Annotated in this window: 20 protein-coding genes and 1 tRNA gene; 11 read left to right on the forward strand and 10 right to left on the reverse strand. The window is 64.3% G+C overall.

Features of this window, described 5'->3' with window-relative positions:
* Positions 1 to 288: 288 nt before the first annotated feature.
* Together Q0Q48_RS28005 and Q0Q48_RS28010 are read left to right on the forward strand one after the other, a co-directional pair.
* Complete coding sequence (locus Q0Q48_RS28005) at positions 289 to 1,797, forward strand: hypothetical protein (protein WP_295145667.1); 1,509 nt, start codon at positions 289 to 291, stop codon at positions 1,795 to 1,797.
* 161 nt (positions 1,798 to 1,958) lie between these two features.
* Entirely contained in the window at positions 1,959 to 2,201 is a 243-nt protein-coding gene (locus tag Q0Q48_RS28010; protein ID WP_366915319.1) for a hypothetical protein, read from the forward strand.
* 5 nt (positions 2,202 to 2,206) lie between these two features.
* Here Q0Q48_RS28010 and Q0Q48_RS28015 read toward each other — a convergent pair whose 3' ends face one another.
* The 3 genes from Q0Q48_RS28015 to Q0Q48_RS28025 all read right to left on the reverse strand — a co-directional run bounded on the left by Q0Q48_RS28015 (position 2,207) and on the right by Q0Q48_RS28025 (position 5,260).
* Positions 2,207 to 3,067: a Crp/Fnr family transcriptional regulator gene (locus Q0Q48_RS28015; RefSeq protein WP_295145669.1), complete on the reverse strand. Its 861-nt coding sequence runs from the start codon at positions 3,065 to 3,067 to the stop codon at positions 2,207 to 2,209.
* Positions 3,068 to 3,076: 9 nt separating this feature from the next.
* Entirely contained in the window at positions 3,077 to 3,364 is a 288-nt protein-coding gene (locus tag Q0Q48_RS28020; RefSeq protein WP_295145671.1) for a hypothetical protein, read from the reverse strand.
* A 123-nt stretch (positions 3,365 to 3,487) separates the two neighbouring features.
* Positions 3,488 to 5,260, reverse strand: a complete 1,773-nt coding sequence (locus Q0Q48_RS28025; protein WP_295145673.1) for an NAD(P)-binding domain-containing protein — start codon at positions 5,258 to 5,260, stop codon at positions 3,488 to 3,490.
* Between the two features lie 231 nt (positions 5,261 to 5,491).
* On the opposite strand from Q0Q48_RS28025, the gene Q0Q48_RS28030 reads away from it, so the two are divergent.
* Positions 5,492 to 6,028: a hypothetical protein gene (locus tag Q0Q48_RS28030; RefSeq protein WP_295145675.1), complete on the forward strand. Its 537-nt coding sequence runs from the start codon at positions 5,492 to 5,494 to the stop codon at positions 6,026 to 6,028.
* Here Q0Q48_RS28030 and Q0Q48_RS28035 read toward each other — a convergent pair.
* The gene (locus Q0Q48_RS28035; protein WP_295145677.1) at positions 6,025 to 6,525 is read right to left on the reverse strand and encodes a hypothetical protein; all 501 of its coding nucleotides are present in this window, start codon (positions 6,523 to 6,525) and stop codon (positions 6,025 to 6,027) included. The genes Q0Q48_RS28030 and Q0Q48_RS28035 overlap by 4 nt on opposite strands.
* Positions 6,526 to 6,718: 193 nt before the next feature.
* On the opposite strand from Q0Q48_RS28035, the gene Q0Q48_RS28040 reads away from it, so the two are divergent.
* Positions 6,719 to 7,690, forward strand: coding sequence for a TAXI family TRAP transporter solute-binding subunit (locus Q0Q48_RS28040; RefSeq protein WP_295145679.1), 972 nt, complete (start codon positions 6,719 to 6,721; stop codon positions 7,688 to 7,690).
* Positions 7,691 to 7,756: 66 nt separating this feature from the next.
* Positions 7,757 to 9,760 carry a TRAP transporter fused permease subunit gene (locus Q0Q48_RS28045; protein ID WP_295145680.1) on the forward strand — a complete coding sequence of 668 codons (2,004 nt, stop codon included), beginning with the start codon at positions 7,757 to 7,759 and terminating at the stop codon, positions 9,758 to 9,760.
* Between the two features lie 110 nt (positions 9,761 to 9,870).
* Here the strand turns inward: Q0Q48_RS28045 and Q0Q48_RS28050 are convergent, their stop codons facing one another.
* Together Q0Q48_RS28050 and Q0Q48_RS28055 are read right to left on the reverse strand one after the other, a co-directional pair.
* Positions 9,871 to 10,866 (reverse strand): HlyD family efflux transporter periplasmic adaptor subunit, encoded by a 996-nt coding sequence (locus Q0Q48_RS28050; RefSeq protein WP_295145682.1) that lies wholly within the window; start codon positions 10,864 to 10,866, stop codon positions 9,871 to 9,873.
* 64 nt (positions 10,867 to 10,930) lie between these two features.
* Positions 10,931 to 11,005 (reverse strand) — tRNA-Thr (locus Q0Q48_RS28055).
* A gap of 131 nt (positions 11,006 to 11,136) precedes the next feature.
* Between Q0Q48_RS28055 and Q0Q48_RS28060 the strand changes: the two genes are divergently transcribed.
* A complete protein-coding gene (locus Q0Q48_RS28060) occupies positions 11,137 to 12,240 on the forward strand; it encodes an amidohydrolase family protein (protein WP_295145684.1) in 1,104 nt (367 codons plus the stop codon).
* 150 nt (positions 12,241 to 12,390) lie between these two features.
* Here Q0Q48_RS28060 and Q0Q48_RS28065 read toward each other — a convergent pair whose 3' ends face one another.
* Positions 12,391 to 12,567, reverse strand: coding sequence for a hypothetical protein (locus Q0Q48_RS28065; protein WP_295145686.1), 177 nt, complete (start codon positions 12,565 to 12,567; stop codon positions 12,391 to 12,393).
* Positions 12,568 to 12,766: 199 nt separating this feature from the next.
* Between Q0Q48_RS28065 and Q0Q48_RS28070 the strand changes: the two genes are divergently transcribed.
* Positions 12,767 to 13,402 (forward strand): OmpA family protein, encoded by a 636-nt coding sequence (locus tag Q0Q48_RS28070; protein ID WP_295145688.1) that lies wholly within the window; start codon positions 12,767 to 12,769, stop codon positions 13,400 to 13,402.
* Positions 13,403 to 13,456: 54 nt separating this feature from the next.
* Here Q0Q48_RS28070 and Q0Q48_RS28075 read toward each other — a convergent pair whose 3' ends face one another.
* Positions 13,457 to 13,846 (reverse strand): hypothetical protein, encoded by a 390-nt coding sequence (locus Q0Q48_RS28075; protein WP_295145690.1) that lies wholly within the window; start codon positions 13,844 to 13,846, stop codon positions 13,457 to 13,459.
* Positions 13,847 to 13,941: 95 nt separating this feature from the next.
* On the opposite strand from Q0Q48_RS28075, the gene Q0Q48_RS28080 reads away from it, so the two are divergent.
* Both Q0Q48_RS28080 and Q0Q48_RS28085 read left to right on the forward strand, forming a co-directional pair.
* A complete protein-coding gene (locus tag Q0Q48_RS28080; RefSeq protein WP_295145692.1) occupies positions 13,942 to 14,526 on the forward strand; it encodes an XRE family transcriptional regulator in 585 nt (194 codons plus the stop codon).
* A 3-nt stretch (positions 14,527 to 14,529) separates the two neighbouring features.
* The gene (locus tag Q0Q48_RS28085) at positions 14,530 to 15,366 is read left to right on the forward strand and encodes a hypothetical protein (RefSeq protein WP_295145694.1); all 837 of its coding nucleotides are present in this window, start codon (positions 14,530 to 14,532) and stop codon (positions 15,364 to 15,366) included.
* Here the strand turns inward: Q0Q48_RS28085 and Q0Q48_RS28090 are convergent, their stop codons facing one another.
* Entirely contained in the window at positions 15,367 to 15,813 is a 447-nt protein-coding gene (locus tag Q0Q48_RS28090; RefSeq protein ID WP_295145696.1) for a MarR family winged helix-turn-helix transcriptional regulator, read from the reverse strand.
* An 80-nt stretch (positions 15,814 to 15,893) separates the two neighbouring features.
* On the opposite strand from Q0Q48_RS28090, the gene Q0Q48_RS28095 reads away from it, so the two are divergent.
* A complete protein-coding gene (locus tag Q0Q48_RS28095; protein ID WP_295145698.1) occupies positions 15,894 to 16,547 on the forward strand; it encodes a glutathione S-transferase family protein in 654 nt (217 codons plus the stop codon).
* A gap of 93 nt (positions 16,548 to 16,640) precedes the next feature.
* On the forward strand, positions 16,641 to 16,943 hold the full coding sequence (locus Q0Q48_RS28100; protein ID WP_295145700.1) for a hypothetical protein: 303 nt from the start codon (positions 16,641 to 16,643) through the stop codon (positions 16,941 to 16,943).
* A 52-nt stretch (positions 16,944 to 16,995) separates the two neighbouring features.
* Here Q0Q48_RS28100 and Q0Q48_RS28105 read toward each other — a convergent pair.
* Positions 16,996 to 17,619 (reverse strand): sigma-70 family RNA polymerase sigma factor (locus Q0Q48_RS28105; protein ID WP_295145701.1); only part of this gene is annotated, 624 nt, incomplete at its 5' end.

The following is a 17,619-nucleotide window of genomic DNA, read 5'->3' on the forward strand; positions in this document are numbered from 1 at the left end:
CGCGAGCCGCAGAACCGCCGCGTCGAAATCGTCATCCAGTAAGCTGCCGGCTCACTGGAACACCCGAGACAAGGAAGAGGCGGCCCTCACGGGCCGCCTTTTTCTTTGCCGATGCTTCCTCTCGGGGCCGCCCGGGGCGCGAGCTGCGGCATTGGATATGGTATCGGGACTGGCGGGACTTGGTGGACGCCTGTAAAGGGCATGCCGGGGCGCTTCCGGTTTTTGCTGTCCCGATGCGATAAATCGTTTAGGTAACTCTGTCAGACAAAAAGGCAGACACGTCCGGCCATGGCCTCGACGCTCGCTACTCCGCTCCAGATCGCTCCGCGCCTCGACTACTCGATGCTGCGGAAGGTCGCGTTTGTATTCGGGCTGTTCTTCGTCTTCCTTTCGCCCTTCTGTCCAGATCCGCTGCCCCTGGCGGTCGGTGCTTTCACCCCTTGGCTTATTCTGCGGCTGGTGGGCACACCGACCATGCCCGCAGTCATTGCCTACTACCTTCTTTCCCAATGGCTGCAGGTGTTCGCGCGCGCGTTCCTCGCCCTCGTCGACGGCGAGCCGATGGCGCAAAGCATCTACGGACCTTGGGTGGTCAACGCCTATTGGTACATGCTGGCGTGCACGATAGCGCTCGCCCTCGCGTGCAAAGTGGTATTGGGGGGAATCCAGCCACCGACCGAAGAGAACTGGGCCGCCCATCTGTATTGGCGGCCGGTCGACGTCTTCCTGATCTATCTAGGCTCCAACGTGGTCGCGCAGATGGCCGGCCTTACCTTCGGCGGCTTGCTCTACCAGTTCTTCGACGCCATCGCGCGCTTCAAGATCATGGCGGCGTTCCTCTTGTTCACCTCGGTCATGTCGGTGGGGCGAGGATGGCCTTTCCTGTTTGCCGTGCTCGGGATCGAAATCCTTTCGGGGATGACGGGCCTGCTCGGCGACTTTCGCGGCGTCTTCGTGTTCCTCGGCACGGCGGCACTGGCCGCCCAGATCAAATGGACGCCCCGAACGTCCGGCTATGCCTTCCTCGCTACGCTCGCTCTGGTCGTCCTGGCTCTGTTCTGGACTTCGGTGAAGTCCGAATATCGCGAGATGGCAACAGGCGGCGGAGAGTCGCAAGCCTTCCAGATGACGCTGTCCGACCGGCTCCAATACATGCTGGGGCGCGTGGCCGGTATTGTGGATACCGATTGGGGATTGGCCTCGAAGGCCCTCCTGGAGCGTCTGGCCTATGTCGACATTACCGGTCTGGTGATCAACGTTGATCTTGCGAGCGCAGAACAGCCCACGATGCGTCAGTGGGGCGACGCTCTCAGCCACGTCTTCCAGCCGCGCTTCCTGTTTCCCGACAAACAGGCTCTCTCCGATACCGAGGTCTTCATTCGTCTGACCAAGGTCGATTTGCTGGAAAACATGCGCGGAGGCACGTCGATCAGTGTCGGCTACATGGCCGAAAACTATGTGGATCTCGGCTTCCCCGGGATGCTGGCAGGCGTCTTCGCCGTCGGTTTGATGGTTGCGCTGGTGATCCGCTTCTTCTTCTCGTTCGACGTTCCGTGGATGGTCCGGCAGGGAACGGCGCTCGCCTATGTTTACTCGATCTGCGCGAGCGGTCTTGAAGTGTCGATGCCCAAGATACTGGGCAGCACGATCACTTTCGCGGTGGCTTATGGCCTTGCGCTGAAGTTCGCGTTCCCAGTCGGCCAGAGATGGCTCGAGCAGCGGGCGCGGCGCGCCGCGGACCGCGAGGCGACGCAGCGCCGGATCAAGAGCCTGTTCCGCGGCGGTGGCCCGCTCTAGTTCCGCAGGCGCGGGCCGACGGTGCTGCAAGCAACATAGCCCGCGTCAACTAGGGGACCACGCCGGGAATGACACGAAGGCCGACCCCTTCGCCGTGTTCTCCCGACAGCGCTCCCATCATGCATTCGTCCTGCATCCCGGCCGTCGCGCGCCTGGCCGAGATGACCCGCAGTCTGGTGCAATTGGGCGACGGTCAGGAGGACGAATTCAATCTCGTTTCGGCATTGCACGACCGGCTGCCCCGCATCGATGGGCACGACCCGACCATCCTGATTCACAACGACGCGGTCGTACGAGGGGTGAGCGAACTCCCTAAGATGGGCGACGTGTCCCGATGGGGCGTCCTGACGATCGGCACCGGCTTGGGAAACGCGCGCATCACCAACCGCCGCCGGCAGCGATAGAGACCTCAGGCCACTTCGGCGATGATGCGGCGCGTCTTGTCCCGCAAGGCCCCCACGCACTCGCAGGCGCCGCGTTCGAGGCCGGCCCGGTCGAGGATGGCGATCTTGCCGCGCTGGTACCGGATCAAGCCCGCCTGCTGAAGCCCGTAGGCGATCAAGCTGACTGTCGGGCGTCTCACCGCAAGCATCTGGGCGAGAAAATCGTGGGTCAGGCGAATCACATCATCATCGATGCGATCCCGGACTTGGACGATCCAGCGGCACAGGCGCCGATCGGCCGTATGAAGGGCATTGCAGGCGGCCGTCTGCTGCATCTGGGCCAGCATCAGCTCACTGCTCAGCAGCGCGATCTTTCGCAGCACAGGACTTTGGCTGACGGCGGTGCGGAAGTCGTTCACGGATATGCGCCAGGCCGTCGCGTCGATCTGGACGATGGCGCGGGTGCCGGCCGTGTGATTGCCCAGCGCGGAGAGCGATCCCAGGATGGCTTCCCGGCCGAGTGTCGCGGTCTCGATCGCCGAGCCATCCTGCATCATCGCAACTAGGGAAATCATGCCGCTGTCGACGAAGTATACATGCTCGATGCGCTGCTCGGGTTCCTGGAGCACCAGGCCTTGGGACAGGCGGTGGAAGGCAAGATGGGGCCTCAACCGTGTTTGTTCGGCGGCGGGCAGCGAGGAAAGGAAAAGGTTCTTCGGTTCGAAGGCGGACGTCACTGCAGTAAATTCCTCGTTCGCCGAGACACCGCGGTGACCCTCTCGAGTAGCCTGTTGATCGGCCTTGGAATGGGCGTGACTGTACTCAGACGCCGGTTCGGCGGTCGGTCCCCTAGCGAACGAAGAGGCGGGCCGGGGCCGTATCGCCATGGATGTCACTCAGAACGGCAGGGCGCGGCCGTGGGGCATGCGCCGACCCAGCCGGTCCCGCTTGACTGAAGATCCGTTCCCCGGAGTCCTGTCGTTGCTTTCGGCCTCCGTAACGGCGGTTTCCGCGTGGCGCCTGCCCAGCGGTGTAAGACGCGGACCGTTCGGGCCGTCACGGAGCAGACCCAGCAATTCCAGGCGAAGCCGGTGCGCCGACGGAAGCTTGACGGTTTGGCCGACGGACAACGCCCTGAGAAGACGCTGCTCCTCCGCGCTGATCCGCACCTGTGCGGTCGGCATGACTCACGGCTCCTTGCATCCAAGGTGGAGAGGCCACCGGCCGCTCAGGCGCCGGCTGGATATGCAACGGAGTCCTGGAGAGGCGGTTCCGGCTCGAGACCTATTTGCCGGCCCCGCCGGTGACTAAGGTAGGCCGAGCTCGGCCGCCTTGATCTGCAGGGCCAGGTACTTGGAATACATGCGGCATTGGGCGAAGGAGCCGCCCTGGAACCACAACCCTTTCTGCGCCGTCGGGACCCACATGTTGCGCAGTTCCTGGGTTTGGGCGTCGAAGCCCCACACAGGGCCGACCTTCCGGGCAATCTCGGGCCCGAAAAGCTGGTCGACGAGGTGATCCTGACCCTTGTAGCCGGTCGCCAGCACGATCAGGTCGGCGGGCTGTTCGACGCCATCTTTCATCACGAGACCGGCCGGTGTGAACGAGGCGATATCGGCATATTGGATCAGCCCGATCTCGCCCTTGGCCACCAGATCGGAGGCGCCCACGTTGAAATAGTAGCCACCGCCGCGGCCGCGGTACTTGAGCGGCCAGCCCGTGCCGTCCTCGCCGAACTCCAGCCGGAAGCCCACCCGCTCCAGCGCCTCGAGCAGTGGAGCGTCATACGCCCTCGCCTGGTCGGTCAGGAGGCGGTGGGCCTTTTTCATCACCCGCAGCGGCACCGATACGTTGATCAAGTCGCGATCCTCGAGGGTCGGTCCCTTTCCATAGTAGATGCCGTCGTACAGCTGGGCGCCCGGCTCGACATTGACGATCAGAGTGGGGCTGCGCTGGACGATGGTGACGTGGGCGCCATTGCCGTGCAGGTCCTGCGCAATGTCGTGGGCGCTAGTGCCGGTGCCGAAGACGTACACCGGGCGGCCCTTCCACTCCGCGCCGCTGGCGAACTTGCTCGAATGGACGACCGTGCCCTCGAAGCGGTCGAGGGTCGGGATCTCCGGAATGTTCGGCGTGCCGCTCACGCTGGTCGCCATCACGATGTGCCGGGGATGCAGCGTGCGATGGACGCCGCCGGCGACGTCCATGTCGAGTTCGGCCGTCCAGCGCTCTGTCGCGGCATCCCACGTCGCGCCCTTGAAGCTGGTGCCGGTCCAGAAGTCGATCTCCATGGTCTCGACGTAGGATTCGAGCCAGTTCGCGATCTTGTCCTTGGGAATATATTTCGGCCAGGTCTTCGGGAAGGGCAGGTAGGGGAAATGGTTGGAGTGCTTCTGGTTGTGAAGCTTCAGCCCGTGATAGCGCTTTCGCCAGTTGTCGCCGATCCGCGCCATGCGGTCGACGACCAGCGCTTCGACACCCAGCGCCTTGAGGCGGGCCGCCGCGGTGATGCCGGCATGCCCACCGCCCACGATCAGCACGGCTGGGTCTCGATCGGTATAGCGCGAGGCTTCACGGCGGCGATCGAGCCAGTTGGGCCCGTGGAAGTCGCGTTCGAAAGCGGGTTCCTCGGCCTTCTCGAGGATCGTCTCCTCCTCGTGACCGCGCAGCGACTCGAGCGATGTCAGCAGTGTCCACGCCTGGGCTGCGCCGGCGCGGCAGTCGCTGCGCTTCAGCCGCACGATGCCGGCGCCCGTGCCGATCGCCGTTTCGAAGGTCAGGATCGCTTCGACGCAGGGCTCGCCTGCCCGCTCGACATCGCGCGGCGGATACCGCTCCGGATCGATCGCGAAGCCCGAGACGCCGCGTGTTGCCGTCGCGTCGAGCAGTCGCCGCGCGATCTCGGCGCGGTCGCTCACGGTTTCGATCGTGCGCGTCAGCGCGACGATGTCGCGCCAATCGGCATCGGGCCGAAACGATGCGCCCACCCGCTCCAGGTCGCGCGACTCGAGCGCCGCATTCAGATCGGCGAGCCAGTCTTTGACGACCCGTTTCGCATCACGGTTCAATTCGATATCCATTCGAAGAGCCTGTCGAATGGCGTCCGCCAAGACAACAGATAAGGCAGGATTCTGGTGAAACGGATTCGCGGACGATGGCGTTAGTCCGACCGGCAATGGTCTTCTTGCCTTTGGGCCATTGCCTTTCCCCGAGAGACTGATGCCCTGTTTCCGCAAGGAAGCGGGGCTTTTTGCATGATCCCGTCGATCGTGTGAAACTGGCTAAAGCTCTGGGGAGAGCGGGGGAGGGGAATGGCATTATCGCGGACCTTGCGCGCGCTTTGCCTCGTGCTGGCAGGCAGCCTGGCCCTGGTCGCAGTCATCGCGTCGCCGGTTTCGGCGCAGCAATGGACAGTGGTGAGCGAAGGCAAGTTCAAGGTCGAGATGCCGGGCCCGCCTGAGCAATCGGTCCAGGAAGTGACGGTCAACGGTACTGGAGAGGTCGTCGAGCAGATCGAGTGGACCGTCACCCTGGGCGCCACTGAGTATTTCTTTTCCCGTACGCCCTACCGGAAGATGCCGGCCGACCTCACGCCAGCGCAGATGCTGCTGAACAGCCGGGATGGCCGTCCCGGCCACCTGCTCGCGGACCGGGCGTTCACCGTCTCGGGCGCCCCGGCACGCGAGTACGTCCATGAGGAGGACGGCTGGATCCTGGCGACCCGCGCAATCTACGCGGGTGACACGCTCTACCAGCTCATCGTCGTCGGGAAGGCCGGGGTCCAGACGGCGCCGGCGACCCGACGCTTCTTCGAATCCTTCACCCTGGCGGCCCGCCAGGCTCCCTAGCTGCCGCCGCGGTCGGCGCGATGCAGCCGGATGGTCAGGAGCAATGCCCGGCCGAGCATGGCACCCCCGCAGAACATGGCGACGAGCGCCGCTCCCAGGCGAAAGATCTTTAGGTCAGCACGGGCCAGGAACGCACACAGGCACTCCACCGCGACGGCGGCGCCTACGACGATTGCCACCCAGAGCAGAAGGAGCTTGGCAGCCTGCGTTAGGTTCACCTGTGGCCGGTACATGTCGTGCTTGATGCCGATCATCATCCCGCGGGCTGCGCCAACCACGAATCCGGTGGCGAGTGCGGCGCCGAACAGCCACGGGGGCTGGCGTTCAGCGAGTTGGAGGAGGGAGAGGATGCCCCCCGCGAAGAGCGCGAGGACGGCAGGAGCAAACAGGCGCCATGTCGAGATGTAGCGCCGGCGCACCTCGCGCAGGGAGAGATAGATGCATCCGCCGGCCGCGCCGACCAGCAGCAGATGGACCAAGGTCAGATTGTGAATCACGCGTGGAGCTTACACAGCAATCTTTTCAGTTAAAGGTGCCTCCTCGCCCGGTTTCCTCCTTCCTGTCCGGCGATTCCGGCAAGCGGAGGCTGCATTCCGAAATACCGCTATTTCGTGCGTGTTGCCTCCACTCGGTAGTCATGGTTTCTTCCGCGCCAGTTCGGGGAGAGAAACGAACATCAGGGAGCTTCTTATGAATCGACGTCAATTCATTGCCGCCGGATCGGCCGCGGGTGCCTTTGGTCTGGTCGGAGGAGTACTGCCAGCCTCTGCTCAGGCGCAGTTCTCGATCGCCACGGGCACTACGGGCGCCGTCTACTATCCGCTCGGCGGCGCGATGGCGAACATCCTGAGCAAGAAGGTGCCCGGTTGGGCGGTCACTGCCGAGGCGACCGCGGGCTCGGTCGCCAATATGCACATGATCCGGGACGGAAAGGCGCAGATGGCGCTGACCCAGTGCGACACCGCCTATGACGCGATCAAGGGCCTGGACAAGTTCAAGGGCAAGCCCGTGGAGTCGCGCACGCTGGCGGTCGTTTATCCAAACCTGGTGCATTTCGTGACCATGGAAGGCACGGGCATCAACAAGCTGTCCGACATCAAGGGCAAGCGCATCTCGACCAGCGCCCCGGTGAGCGGGTCGGAGGTAATGGCGCTGCGAATCATCGAGGAACTGGGCCTCAAGCTCAGTGACATCAAGCGCGAGCGCCTGTCGCCGGCCGAGAGCACGAATGCCATGAAGGACGGCAAACTCGACGGCTATTTCTTCAACGGCGGCCCGCCGGTCGCGGCGATCACCGATCTGGCAGCGACCCAGGGCGTCAAGATCAAGCTGATCTCGACGGCTGAACTGGTGCCGGCGCTGAATAAGAAATACGGCCCCGTCTTCGCCGCCAGCCAGATTCCGGCCAAAGCCTATCCGAACCAGGATGCGGCGGTGCCGGTGATTGCCATCTGGAACATCCTCGTCGTGCCGGCGTCGATGAGCGACGATCAGGCCTACACGATCACCAAGACCCTGTGGGATAACCACGGCGATCTGGTCGCCACCCACAAGGCGTCGGCCGACATGACCGCCGAGAACCAGAAGACGGCGAATTCGTCGGTCCCGTTCCATCCCGGCGCGATGAAGTTCTTCGCCGAGAAGGGCATCAAGCTGTCTTAAGGACGGAGCTACAGGCGGGGCCCTCCGACAGGGGGGCCCCGTTTCCATTTTGGGGTGGGAAGAACGATGACGGTCCAGGCCGAGCTGCTGAGCGACGAGGAAAAGCGCAAGATCGAGGAACTCGTCGAGCAGGAAGAAGGCGGCATCCACAGGTTCGTCGGCTGGTGGGGCAAGGTCCTCACCTTCATCGCCTTCACCATGACGATCTTCCATCTCTATGCCGCCGCCTCGACGGTCGACACGCAGTCGCTGCGCGAGATTCACGTCGCCTATGCGCTGTCGCTGGTCTTCCTGCTGTTCCCGGCGGTGAAGAGCTGGCGCAACCGGGTCGCCCCCTGGGATATCGTGGCGGCCGGGCTGGTGATCGTCGTCATCTGGTACATGATGACGGGCGGCAGCTGGACGTCCTTGGCCGATTCCGACGATTTCCTGGATCGCTACGTTTCGCCGACCCAGACCGACCTGGTGATCGGAGGCCTGCTGATCCTGCTGGTTCTCGAATCGACCCGTCGGGCAACCGGCTGGATCATGCCGATCCTGTCCCTCGTGTTCTTCGCCTATGCACTGTGGGGCAACTACCTGCCCGCCCCGTGGACACACAAGGGCTATCCGCTATCCGACATGATCGCCGAAGAATACATGACCCTGAATGGCATCTTCGGTTCGGCCATCGACGTCTCGGCCACGCTGATCATCCTGTTCACGATCTTCGGCGCCATCCTGCAGGCTTCCGGCGCAGGGCGCTTCTTCATCGACTTCTCGCTACGCGCCATGAAGGGCCAGCCCAACGCGGCCGGCCGTGCGGTTGTGCTCTCGTCGTTCCTGTTGGGCGGCCCCTCGGGCTCGGGCGTCGCCACCACTGTGACCATCGGCACCGTCGCCTGGCCGATCATGAAGGAGGCGGGCTACGGCAAGTCGGCGGCCGGCGGACTGCTGGCGGCGGGTGGCCTGGGCGCCATCCTGTCGCCGCCGGTGCTGGGCGCCGCAGCCTTCCTGATCGCCGAATACCTGAAGATGTCCTACCTGGACATCGTGCGGATGGCCCTCATCCCGACCTGCCTCTACTACTTCGGCCTGCTGATGATGACCGAGATCGATTCGCGCAAGTACGGGCTGCGCGCCGTCGATCCGACGGTCGACCTGACGATGAAGCAGCTGATGACCCGCTACGGCTTCCACTTCACGTCGCTGATCTCCGTGGTCGTGTTGATGGTGTGGGGCTTTTCGGCGACCTATGCCGTGTTCTGGTCGATCCTGCTCGCCATCCTGGTGAGTTACATGCGCGCCGACACGGCACTGTGGCCTGCCCGGCTATTCCAGGCGCTGGCCGACGGTTCGATCCAGGCGCTGGGCGTCGCGGCAACCTGCGCCTGCGCCGGCCTCATCGTCGGCGTCATCACCAAGACGGGCCTCGCGCTGAAATTCTCGTCCATCGTCATCGACCTGGCCGGCGGCTCGATCTTCTGGACGGCGATGTACACCGCCCTGATCGTCTGGGTGGTCGGCCTCGCGGTGCCGGTGACGGCCTCCTACATCATGTGCGCCGTCATCGCGGCGCCTGCGCTGATCAAGCTCGGCATCCCGGACTATGCCGCGCACATGTTCATCTTCTACTACGCCGTGCTCTCCGAAGTGTCGCCCCCGACGGCGCTGGCGCCGTTCGCGGCCGCTACCATCACGCGGGCCGACCCCTACGTGACCACGCTGCAGAGCTGGAAATATGCGCTGCCGGCCTTCCTCGTGCCGTTCATCTTCGTGCTCGATCCGATCGGAACCGGCCTGCTGCTGGAGACGCCGAAGAACATGAGCTGGCTCTGGATCCCGTGGGTCACGCTGGGCGCAACGGGCGGTATCGTGGCGCTCGCAGTGGCGGCGCAGGGCCATCTGTGGCGGCCCCTCGGTGTCGGCACGCGCGTCGTCTGCAGCGTGGCTGGCATCGCGCTCACCTTCCCGGGGGTCATCGACGACTGGGTGGGCGGCCTGGTCGCCGCGCGCCTGATCGGGCTCGCCATCCTGGCAGCGGTCCTCGTCTACGAGTACAGGCAGCCCAGAAGCGCAGCGACCGCCTGAGGAGGCATGAGGCGGTCGTTCGTCCTTTGGCGCCCTCGGGCACGGCAAGCTTAGCGGCCTTCAATCAAGCCGCGGGCTGTCGCTCATCGGGCAGAGCTTCGCTACGCCGGCTACTGGAAGACGACGCGGGCTTCCCGTCCCAGCATCTGAGGGATGCTCTGCGGGTCGTCGGGCTTGATCTCGACCTCGACCAGCCGTGCGTTGGATTCACCGAGATCTGCTTCTGACCGTTTCGTGCGCTTCACCGTCAACGGCGTGCGCGTGATCGTTCCGACATGGATCGTACGGCTGCCCTGGAAGGTGAACTCGACCTTGCCCCCAGGCTTCACGCTGCGCAGGTGGATTTCGTCCACGTCGGCGAAGATACGGATCTGGTTGAGATCGACGATCTTGGCGATACCCCTGAACGAGATCCGCTCGCCCTGGCGGGTATAGATGTCGACCACGACACCATCGAGCGGTGAGCGCACCACAGCGAGTTCGCGCTCGATCTTGGCTTCCTCGAGCTTGGCTTCGAAGATGGCGATATTGGATTCGGTCTGTGCGAGATCGGCCGCGAGCACTTCCTTCTGGAACCTGAGCTTCGCTTCCTCGCGCTCCAGCGACTGCTGGGAGAGGTTCGACTGGAGCTGCTTCTGGTCGGGAGGCACGCTCGATCGGGACAGTTCGAGCTCCTTGAGCCGATTCTCCTCCGACGCCGACTTCACCGATATTTCCTGCAGCGCGATTTCGGCCGTCCTGTAACCCGAGATCATCGACTCGCGCTGCCGGCGCGCCTTGGCGATCTCCGATTCGATCCGGCGCACCTCGACGTCCGCCGTGGCGTAGTTATTGAGAATCGCGATGATCTCGCCGCGTTTCACCGCCTGGCCGTTCTGGATGCGCAGTTCGGTCAGGACCGAGCCGCCGACCGGATCACCGGCGATGACGGCCGTGCCTGCCGGCGCTTCGGTATAGCCGCGCGAAATCAGCGGGCCGCTCACTTCCGACGTGTTCTGGGCGCTGCCGACTTGCAGGTCAGGAAGGCCAAAGACGATGGCCAGCGAGATCGCGGCGACTGCGAACGCGCCTGCACCAACCCATGCAACTTTATTGCTTTGCGCCATCTCGGACCGTTTTAGCACCCAACGAGGAGGGCCCGCATCTCCTTGATCATCAAGGAGGAAGCGCTGGTGCTGCCGGACAGGATTGAACTGTCGACCTCCCCCTTACCAAGGGGGTGCTCTACCACTGAGCTACGGCAGCGCGCGGCGCGGGTATGCCACACGCTTTGGGGCGGTTCAACCGCTGCCGCCGGCCGAAACGACGGCAGTTCCGCGCCTTGCCGGGTCTACCGGCCTCTGCCTACCCTGATGCCAAGCAAAATGGAGGAACGGATGGACTGGCGCCCGATCTCTGCAGATTCCCATATCACCGAACCGCCCGGCTGCTACCGTGACCATATCGACCCCACCTATCGGGAGCGTGCGCCGCATGTCGTCCGCCACGAAAGCATGGGCGACATCTACCTTGTCGACGGCATGAAGACGCCCGTGCCGATGGGACTGATCGCCGCCGCTGGCGTCGCGCCCAAGGACATAAGGATCGGGGGCGCCCGGTTCGAGGATCTGCACCGCAGCGGCTGGGATCCTTCGGCCCGCCTGCAGGATCAGGACAGGGATGGTGTCGCGGCGGAGATCATCTATCCGACCGTGGGCATGCTCATCTGCAATCACCCCGACTTCGATTTCAAGAAGGCCTGCTTCGACGCCTATAATCGCTGGCTCCAGTCCTATTGTGCCTACGCGCCCGACCGCCTCGTCGGCATGGGCCAGACGGCCATGCGCACGGTCGCCGAGGGCATCGCCGACCTCGAGCGCATCAAGGCGATGGGATTCCGCGGCGTGATGATGCCGGGCAATCCCGGTGAAAAGGACTATGACGATCCGATCTACGATCCGTTCTGGGACGCTGCGGTCGCGCTCGAATTGCCCTTGTCGTGGCATATCCTGACGACCTCGGGCGACAATTCCCTGTCCAAGCCGCGCGGCCCCAAGATCAACGGCTTCCTGTCGATCATTCGGGGCTGTCAGGACATCATGGGCATGCTGGTCTTCGGCGGCGTGTTCGAGCGACACCCCAAGCTGCGGGTCGTCTGCGTCGAGGCTGACGCCGGGTGGGCGCCGCATTTCATGTATCGCATGGATCATGCGTACAAGCGCCACCGGTACTGGATGAAGGGTAAGGAACTGGAGCGGCTACCTTCGGAATATTTCCGCGATCACATCACTTTGACGTTTCAGGACGATTGGACGGCGTTCCAGTTCGCCGACCGGTTGGCTCCGAAGCAGCTGATGTGGGCCAATGATTTTCCCCACAGTGATTCGACCTGGCCTTGGAGCCAAGACGTCATCGCCGAGCAGACCGCACACCTCACGCCCGAACTGAGGAAGCGCATCCTGCGCGACAACGTGGCCGAACTCTACAATCTGGCCGCGTAGTCGCGCACCCGAGGACGGGACTAGCGGGTGTAGACGACCGTCCGCTCCGCCGAGACCGGCTTCTCGACCACGCGCTCACTCTGGATCGAGCAGCCTGCTGCCACGATGCAGGCGGCCGCGATCAGCATCAGCTTCGCCATCGAGGGCTCCCTATCGCGTCGTGTACACGGTGGTGGTCTGGGTCGGAACCGGCGTGGTGTTGTCGTACACCACGGTCCGCTCGGCCGTACGCGCTGGAACGGGCTTCTCGACGACACGCTCGGTGTAGGAGGCGCAGCCCGCCACGAACGAGCAGGCGGCGATGATAATGATTGCTACTTGCTTCACCTGAAGCTCCTCTCTGGACGTTGCGGCATGGCAACGGCGCATTCACCCGGGGGTTGCGGAAAGGTGGGGAACTGGGGCGGCTGCGGTATTTCCACGCGGAAGGGTGCGGATCACTGCCTGTGAAGTTTTTTTGCATTGCTCACGCAGTGGCAGTTTTGCATATTGCGAACGGCTAAATGGCCATAGGGGAGAGGGGCTTATGCTCAAGAAGTTGTTCGTTCTACTTGCCGCTACTTTCATGATCGCCGCTTGCGACGAGCCCGCGCCGGCCACTGCGCCGCCGCCGCCGCCGCCGCCGGCACCTCAGAGCTTCATGGTCTTCTTTGATTGGGACAGCGCCAAGCTGAACCCGCAGGCCACGAACGTCGTTGGTCAGGCTGCTGCCGCTTACAAGACGAAGGGTGGTGCGCGCATCACGGCGACCGGCCATACCGACACGTCGGGCAGCGAGACCTACAACATGGCGCTGTCGCTGCGTCGTGCGAACGCCGTGAAGGACGCGCTCGTCCAGCAGGGCGTGCCTGCCACCGCGATCGCGGTCGTCGGCCGCGGCGAACAGGGCCTGCTCGTGCAGACCGGCCCGAACGTTCGTGAGCCGCAGAACCGCCGCGTCGAGATCGTTATCGCGCAGACGGTTGCTGCCGCTCCGATGGATGACGCCGCCTACTGCAAGGCGTTGATCGCAAAGTGGCGTACGCTTGATCGTAGGGACTCGGTCGCTTCCGAAGTCCCGGCGGCGGTCGCTAAGTGCGACGCCGGCGACTACAAGGCGGGCATTCCCGTGCTGGTCAAGGCTCTGACCGACGCGAAGGTTCCGCTGCCGCCGCGCACCTGATACCTGACATCGACAACGGAAAAGGCGGCCCTCGTGGCCGCCTTTTTTGTTGCGCTATTTTCGGCCGGGCCGCGCGGGCAGGCGGGCCCATTGCCGGGGCTGGAGTTCGCGATACTCGATCCAAGGTCCGGTTTCGGCAAAACCGGCATCCAGGGCGCCGACATCGCTCACCCAAAAGCCGAGCGAGCGGCGATTGGGATCGAACCTCCAGGTGCCGACAACGATCTCGTCGGCGACGTGCCCCGCCAGCCCGGGGCAGAAGAGCAGGACGGGACCTTCGTCCTTGGGCGCCGTCTCGATCGGCTGCCATGTCGTCTGCCGCAGCGACTCGATTTCGTCTGCCGCCCGCCACCGCAAGTCACCCGTGAGGGTGCCGGTGTCTTCGCCGGCCAGGGCGTGGTGCTCCCGGCACTGGGTGCGCAGTTCCTCGACGATGTCCTTCATTTCAACTCCCAAGCCGCTGGGCTCATCTCCGCCATTTCTAGCGCAGCTTCCGTTTGCTTGATGTGTCATCCAATATAATGGATAACATATCTAGTATGACCGATATTCCCAAACCCGGCATCAACGATCGGATCGCGGCTCGTGTTCGTGAACTGAGGAACCGCCAAGGACTCTCCCTAGAGGCGCTGGCCGACGCGAGCGGCGTCAGCCGATCGATGATTTCCCTGGTCGAACGAGGCGAAAGCAGCCCGACTGCCGTCGTCCTCGAGAAGCTGGCGACGGGGCTCGGCGTATCCCTGGCGACGCTCTTCGAGACGCCGGCGGCGCCGCCGCACCCCCTGTCCCGCCAGGCCGATCAGGTCGAATGGCGCGATCCCGCCTCGGGATATCGGCGCCGCAACGTCTCGCCGGATGGATTTCCGTCACCCATCCAGATCGTCGAGGTGAACTTCCCCGCGGGCGCGCGCGTGGCCTATGAAACCGCGGCGCGATCCGGCGTCACCCACCAGCAGGTCTGGGTGCTGCAGGGCATGATCGAGGTCGTGCTGGGGGAGGAGCGCTTCGAACTGGGCACCGGCGACTGCCTGGCGATGGTGCTCGATCGGCCGATCACCTATCACAATCCGACGTCGAAGTCCGCTCGTTACTGCGTGGTCATCGTGGCGCCAAGGCCGGGTTGAGCGATGGACCTCACCGACGTCTCCGTGGCGCTGCTCAGTGCGGTCCTCCATGCGGGCTGGAACGCCGCGGTGAAGGCAAGCCGCAATCCCGCGCAGGTGATGACGGCCCAGATGGTGCTGGGTGCCCTCCTCGTCGTCCCGTCGCTCTTCTGGTCCGGCCTCCCCAGTCTGGCGTCGTCCGGCTGGATCGCGGCGTCGACCGTGATGAACGTCCTCACCGTGTCGGCCTTGCTGCGGGCCTATGAGCTTGGCGGATTCGGTCTCGTCTATCCCGTCGTCCGGTCGCTGGCGGTGCTGATGGTGGTGCCGCTCGCGGCGGCAATGACGGGCGAGCGGCTGGCAACGGCGGGACTTTGCGGCATTCTGGTCATCTCGCTTGCGTTGGCCGTCCTTGCCTGGGACGCCGCGCGGGGGCAGGGGATCACGAGGGCCGCGATGGCATGGACCCTGGCCGCCGGCGTCGGCACCGCGGCCTACGTCATGTGCGATGCCCAAGGGGTGCGGCTCTCGGGATCGCCTTGGGCCTACGGGTTCGTGGTCTCGATCACCAATGCTGCGGCCATGGCCTGGCGGCAGCGCCGTGCCGGCCCGCCCTGGGCGCAGGTGGCGACACACTGGACGCTCGCCTTGCCGATCGCCGCCGCGGCCATGGGATCGTATCTGCTGATTCTCTGGGTCTGGAGCCACGCGCCGATCGCCCCGGCGGCGGCGCTCCGGGACACGAGCGCGATATTTGCCGTCCTCATCGCGGTGTTCTGGCTGAAGGAGCCCTTCACGCGCACCCGCATCGCGGCCGTCCTTCTGGCTGCGGCCGCGGTGCCCCTGCTGCGATTCGGTTGATCAGGCGCTGACGTAAAGACGAGCGAGAAGATCGCCCAGGACGGTTGCCTCCGATTCCGAAAGACGGCTCCCCACGGCGGTGGCGATGGCGTCCGCATAGACGGGCCACATGCGGCGGCGGATCGCCCGGCCGGCTTCGGTGATGGTCAGCCTTTGGCCCCGACCATCCTCCTCACTCGCCGAGCGCGCAACGTAACCCGCTGCTTCCAGGCGATCGACGAGGCGTGAGAGGTTGTACTGGGCAAACAGCATCTCTTTCTGCAGCTCGAAGGGACGCAGGCCTGCCGGATCAGCCCTCTCCAATTCGAGCAGCGCGTCATACCAGGCGAGGGGAGGCAGTCCCGCCCTCTTGAGGCGAGCCTCGACAGTCGATTGTGCAGCCCGATGGGCTCGTTCCAGGCGAGCCCAAGCACGGACGACGACATCTGGTGGGTTCGGCGGATCCATAGGAGCATTCTAACAATAAATGCATTTGCATCAAATTTCAGCTCCGTGTAGATGCAAATGCATTAATATGAAGTTCTAGCATGCTGACGCTCGTTTCGTTCGATCTCTGTCCCTACGTGCAACGCGCAGCTATCGCGCTGGCGGAAAAGGGAATCCGCTTCGAGCGGCGTGACGTCGATCTCGCGGACAAGCCGGAGTGGTTCAAGGCGATCTCGCCGCTCGGGAAGGTGCCGCTGCTGAAGGTCGACGACGAAGTGCTCTTCGAGAGCGCCGCCATCGTCGAGTATCTCGACGAGACCCATGGCCCTAAGCTCCATCCGCGGGACGCTCTCGTGCGGGCGCGGCATCGCGGGTGGATGGAATTCGGCTCCTCGATCCTGGCCGACATCTGGACAGTGGAAACGACTTCGGATCCGGCGGCCTTCCAGGCCAAGGTGCGGACCCTGCGCGAGAAGTTCGTGCGCCTCGAAGGTGAACTCGGTGCTGGGCCGTGGTTCGCCGGCGATCACTTCAGTCTGGTCGATACAGTCTTCGCGCCGGCGTTCCGCTACTTCGACGTCTTCGATCGTTACATCGATCTAGGCGTGTTCGAGGGCCTGCCGAAGGTATGCGCCTGGCGACGGGCGCTGGCGGTTCGGCCGTCGATCCGCGACGCTGTTGCAGCCGACTACGAGGCAAGGCTGGAAGCCTTTCTGCGTCGCCAGCCGTCCTTGCTGGCCAGGCACCTGCACTGACCGGGCGATGTCGGGCGGGCTTGTGCGCGGGGAAGCCCGGTGACAGCATCGGCGCCGATCACAGCGTCCCCGTTGTCGACCGAGGAGACTCCCATGGAAGTCGATGGTCTTGTCACGGCGTTGGAGCGGATCGAGCATGCCGCCCGGGATTTCATGCATCCGGTCCACAAAGCGGATGCGCCCTCTGCATTGCTGGATGTGCTGGCGGATTGTGGGCGTGCCCTCGGGCAGCCCTATGCGATCGATCCCGGGCTGGACGATGCGCGCAACGAGGCGTCGCGCCACTGCGCCGCCGTCCAGGAGAACCTGTCCGCTGTCATGGAGGAGATCCGCCAGCTCCATATGACTGTGAGCGGGTTGCTGCCCTCGCTGGTACGGATCGCCGATCGCGAGTGACATGAAAAAGCCGGGGACAAGCCCCGGCTTCGATCTCCGATCGCGGTCTTTCTCAGCCCTCGTCGAGGAAGCTGCGCAGCATGCGCGAGCGGCTCGGATGCTTCAGCTTGCGCAGCGCCTTGGCTTCGATCTGGCGAATGCGCTCGCGGGTGACCGAGAACTGCTGGCCAACTTCCTCCAGCGTATGATCGGTGTTCATGCCGATGCCGAAGCGCATGCGCAGCACGCGCTCCTCGCGCGGCGTCAGCGTCGCCAGGACCCGCGTCGTGCTTTCGCGCAGGTTGCCCTGGATCGCGGCCTCGAGCGGGATCACGGCGTTCTTGTCCTCGATGAAGTCGCCCAGATGTGAATCCTCCTCGTCGCCGATCGGCGTTTCGAGGGAGATCGGCTCCTTGGCGATCTTGAGGACCTTGCGCACCTTCTCGAGAGGCATGCCGAGCTTCTCGGCCAGTTCCTCCGGCTGCGGCTCGCGTCCGATCTCGTGCAGCATCTGGCGGCTGGTGCGGACCAGCTTGTTGATGGTTTCGATCATGTGCACCGGGATGCGGATGGTGCGTGCCTGGTCGGCGATCGAGCGCGTGATGGCCTGACGGATCCACCACGTGGCGTAGGTCGAGAACTTGTAGCCGCGGCGGTACTCGAACTTGTCGACCGCCTTCATCAGGCCGATGTTGCC

The sequence above is a fragment of the uncultured Reyranella sp. genome (genome assembly GCF_945957355.1).
GTDB lineage: Bacteria > Pseudomonadota > Alphaproteobacteria > Reyranellales > Reyranellaceae > Reyranella.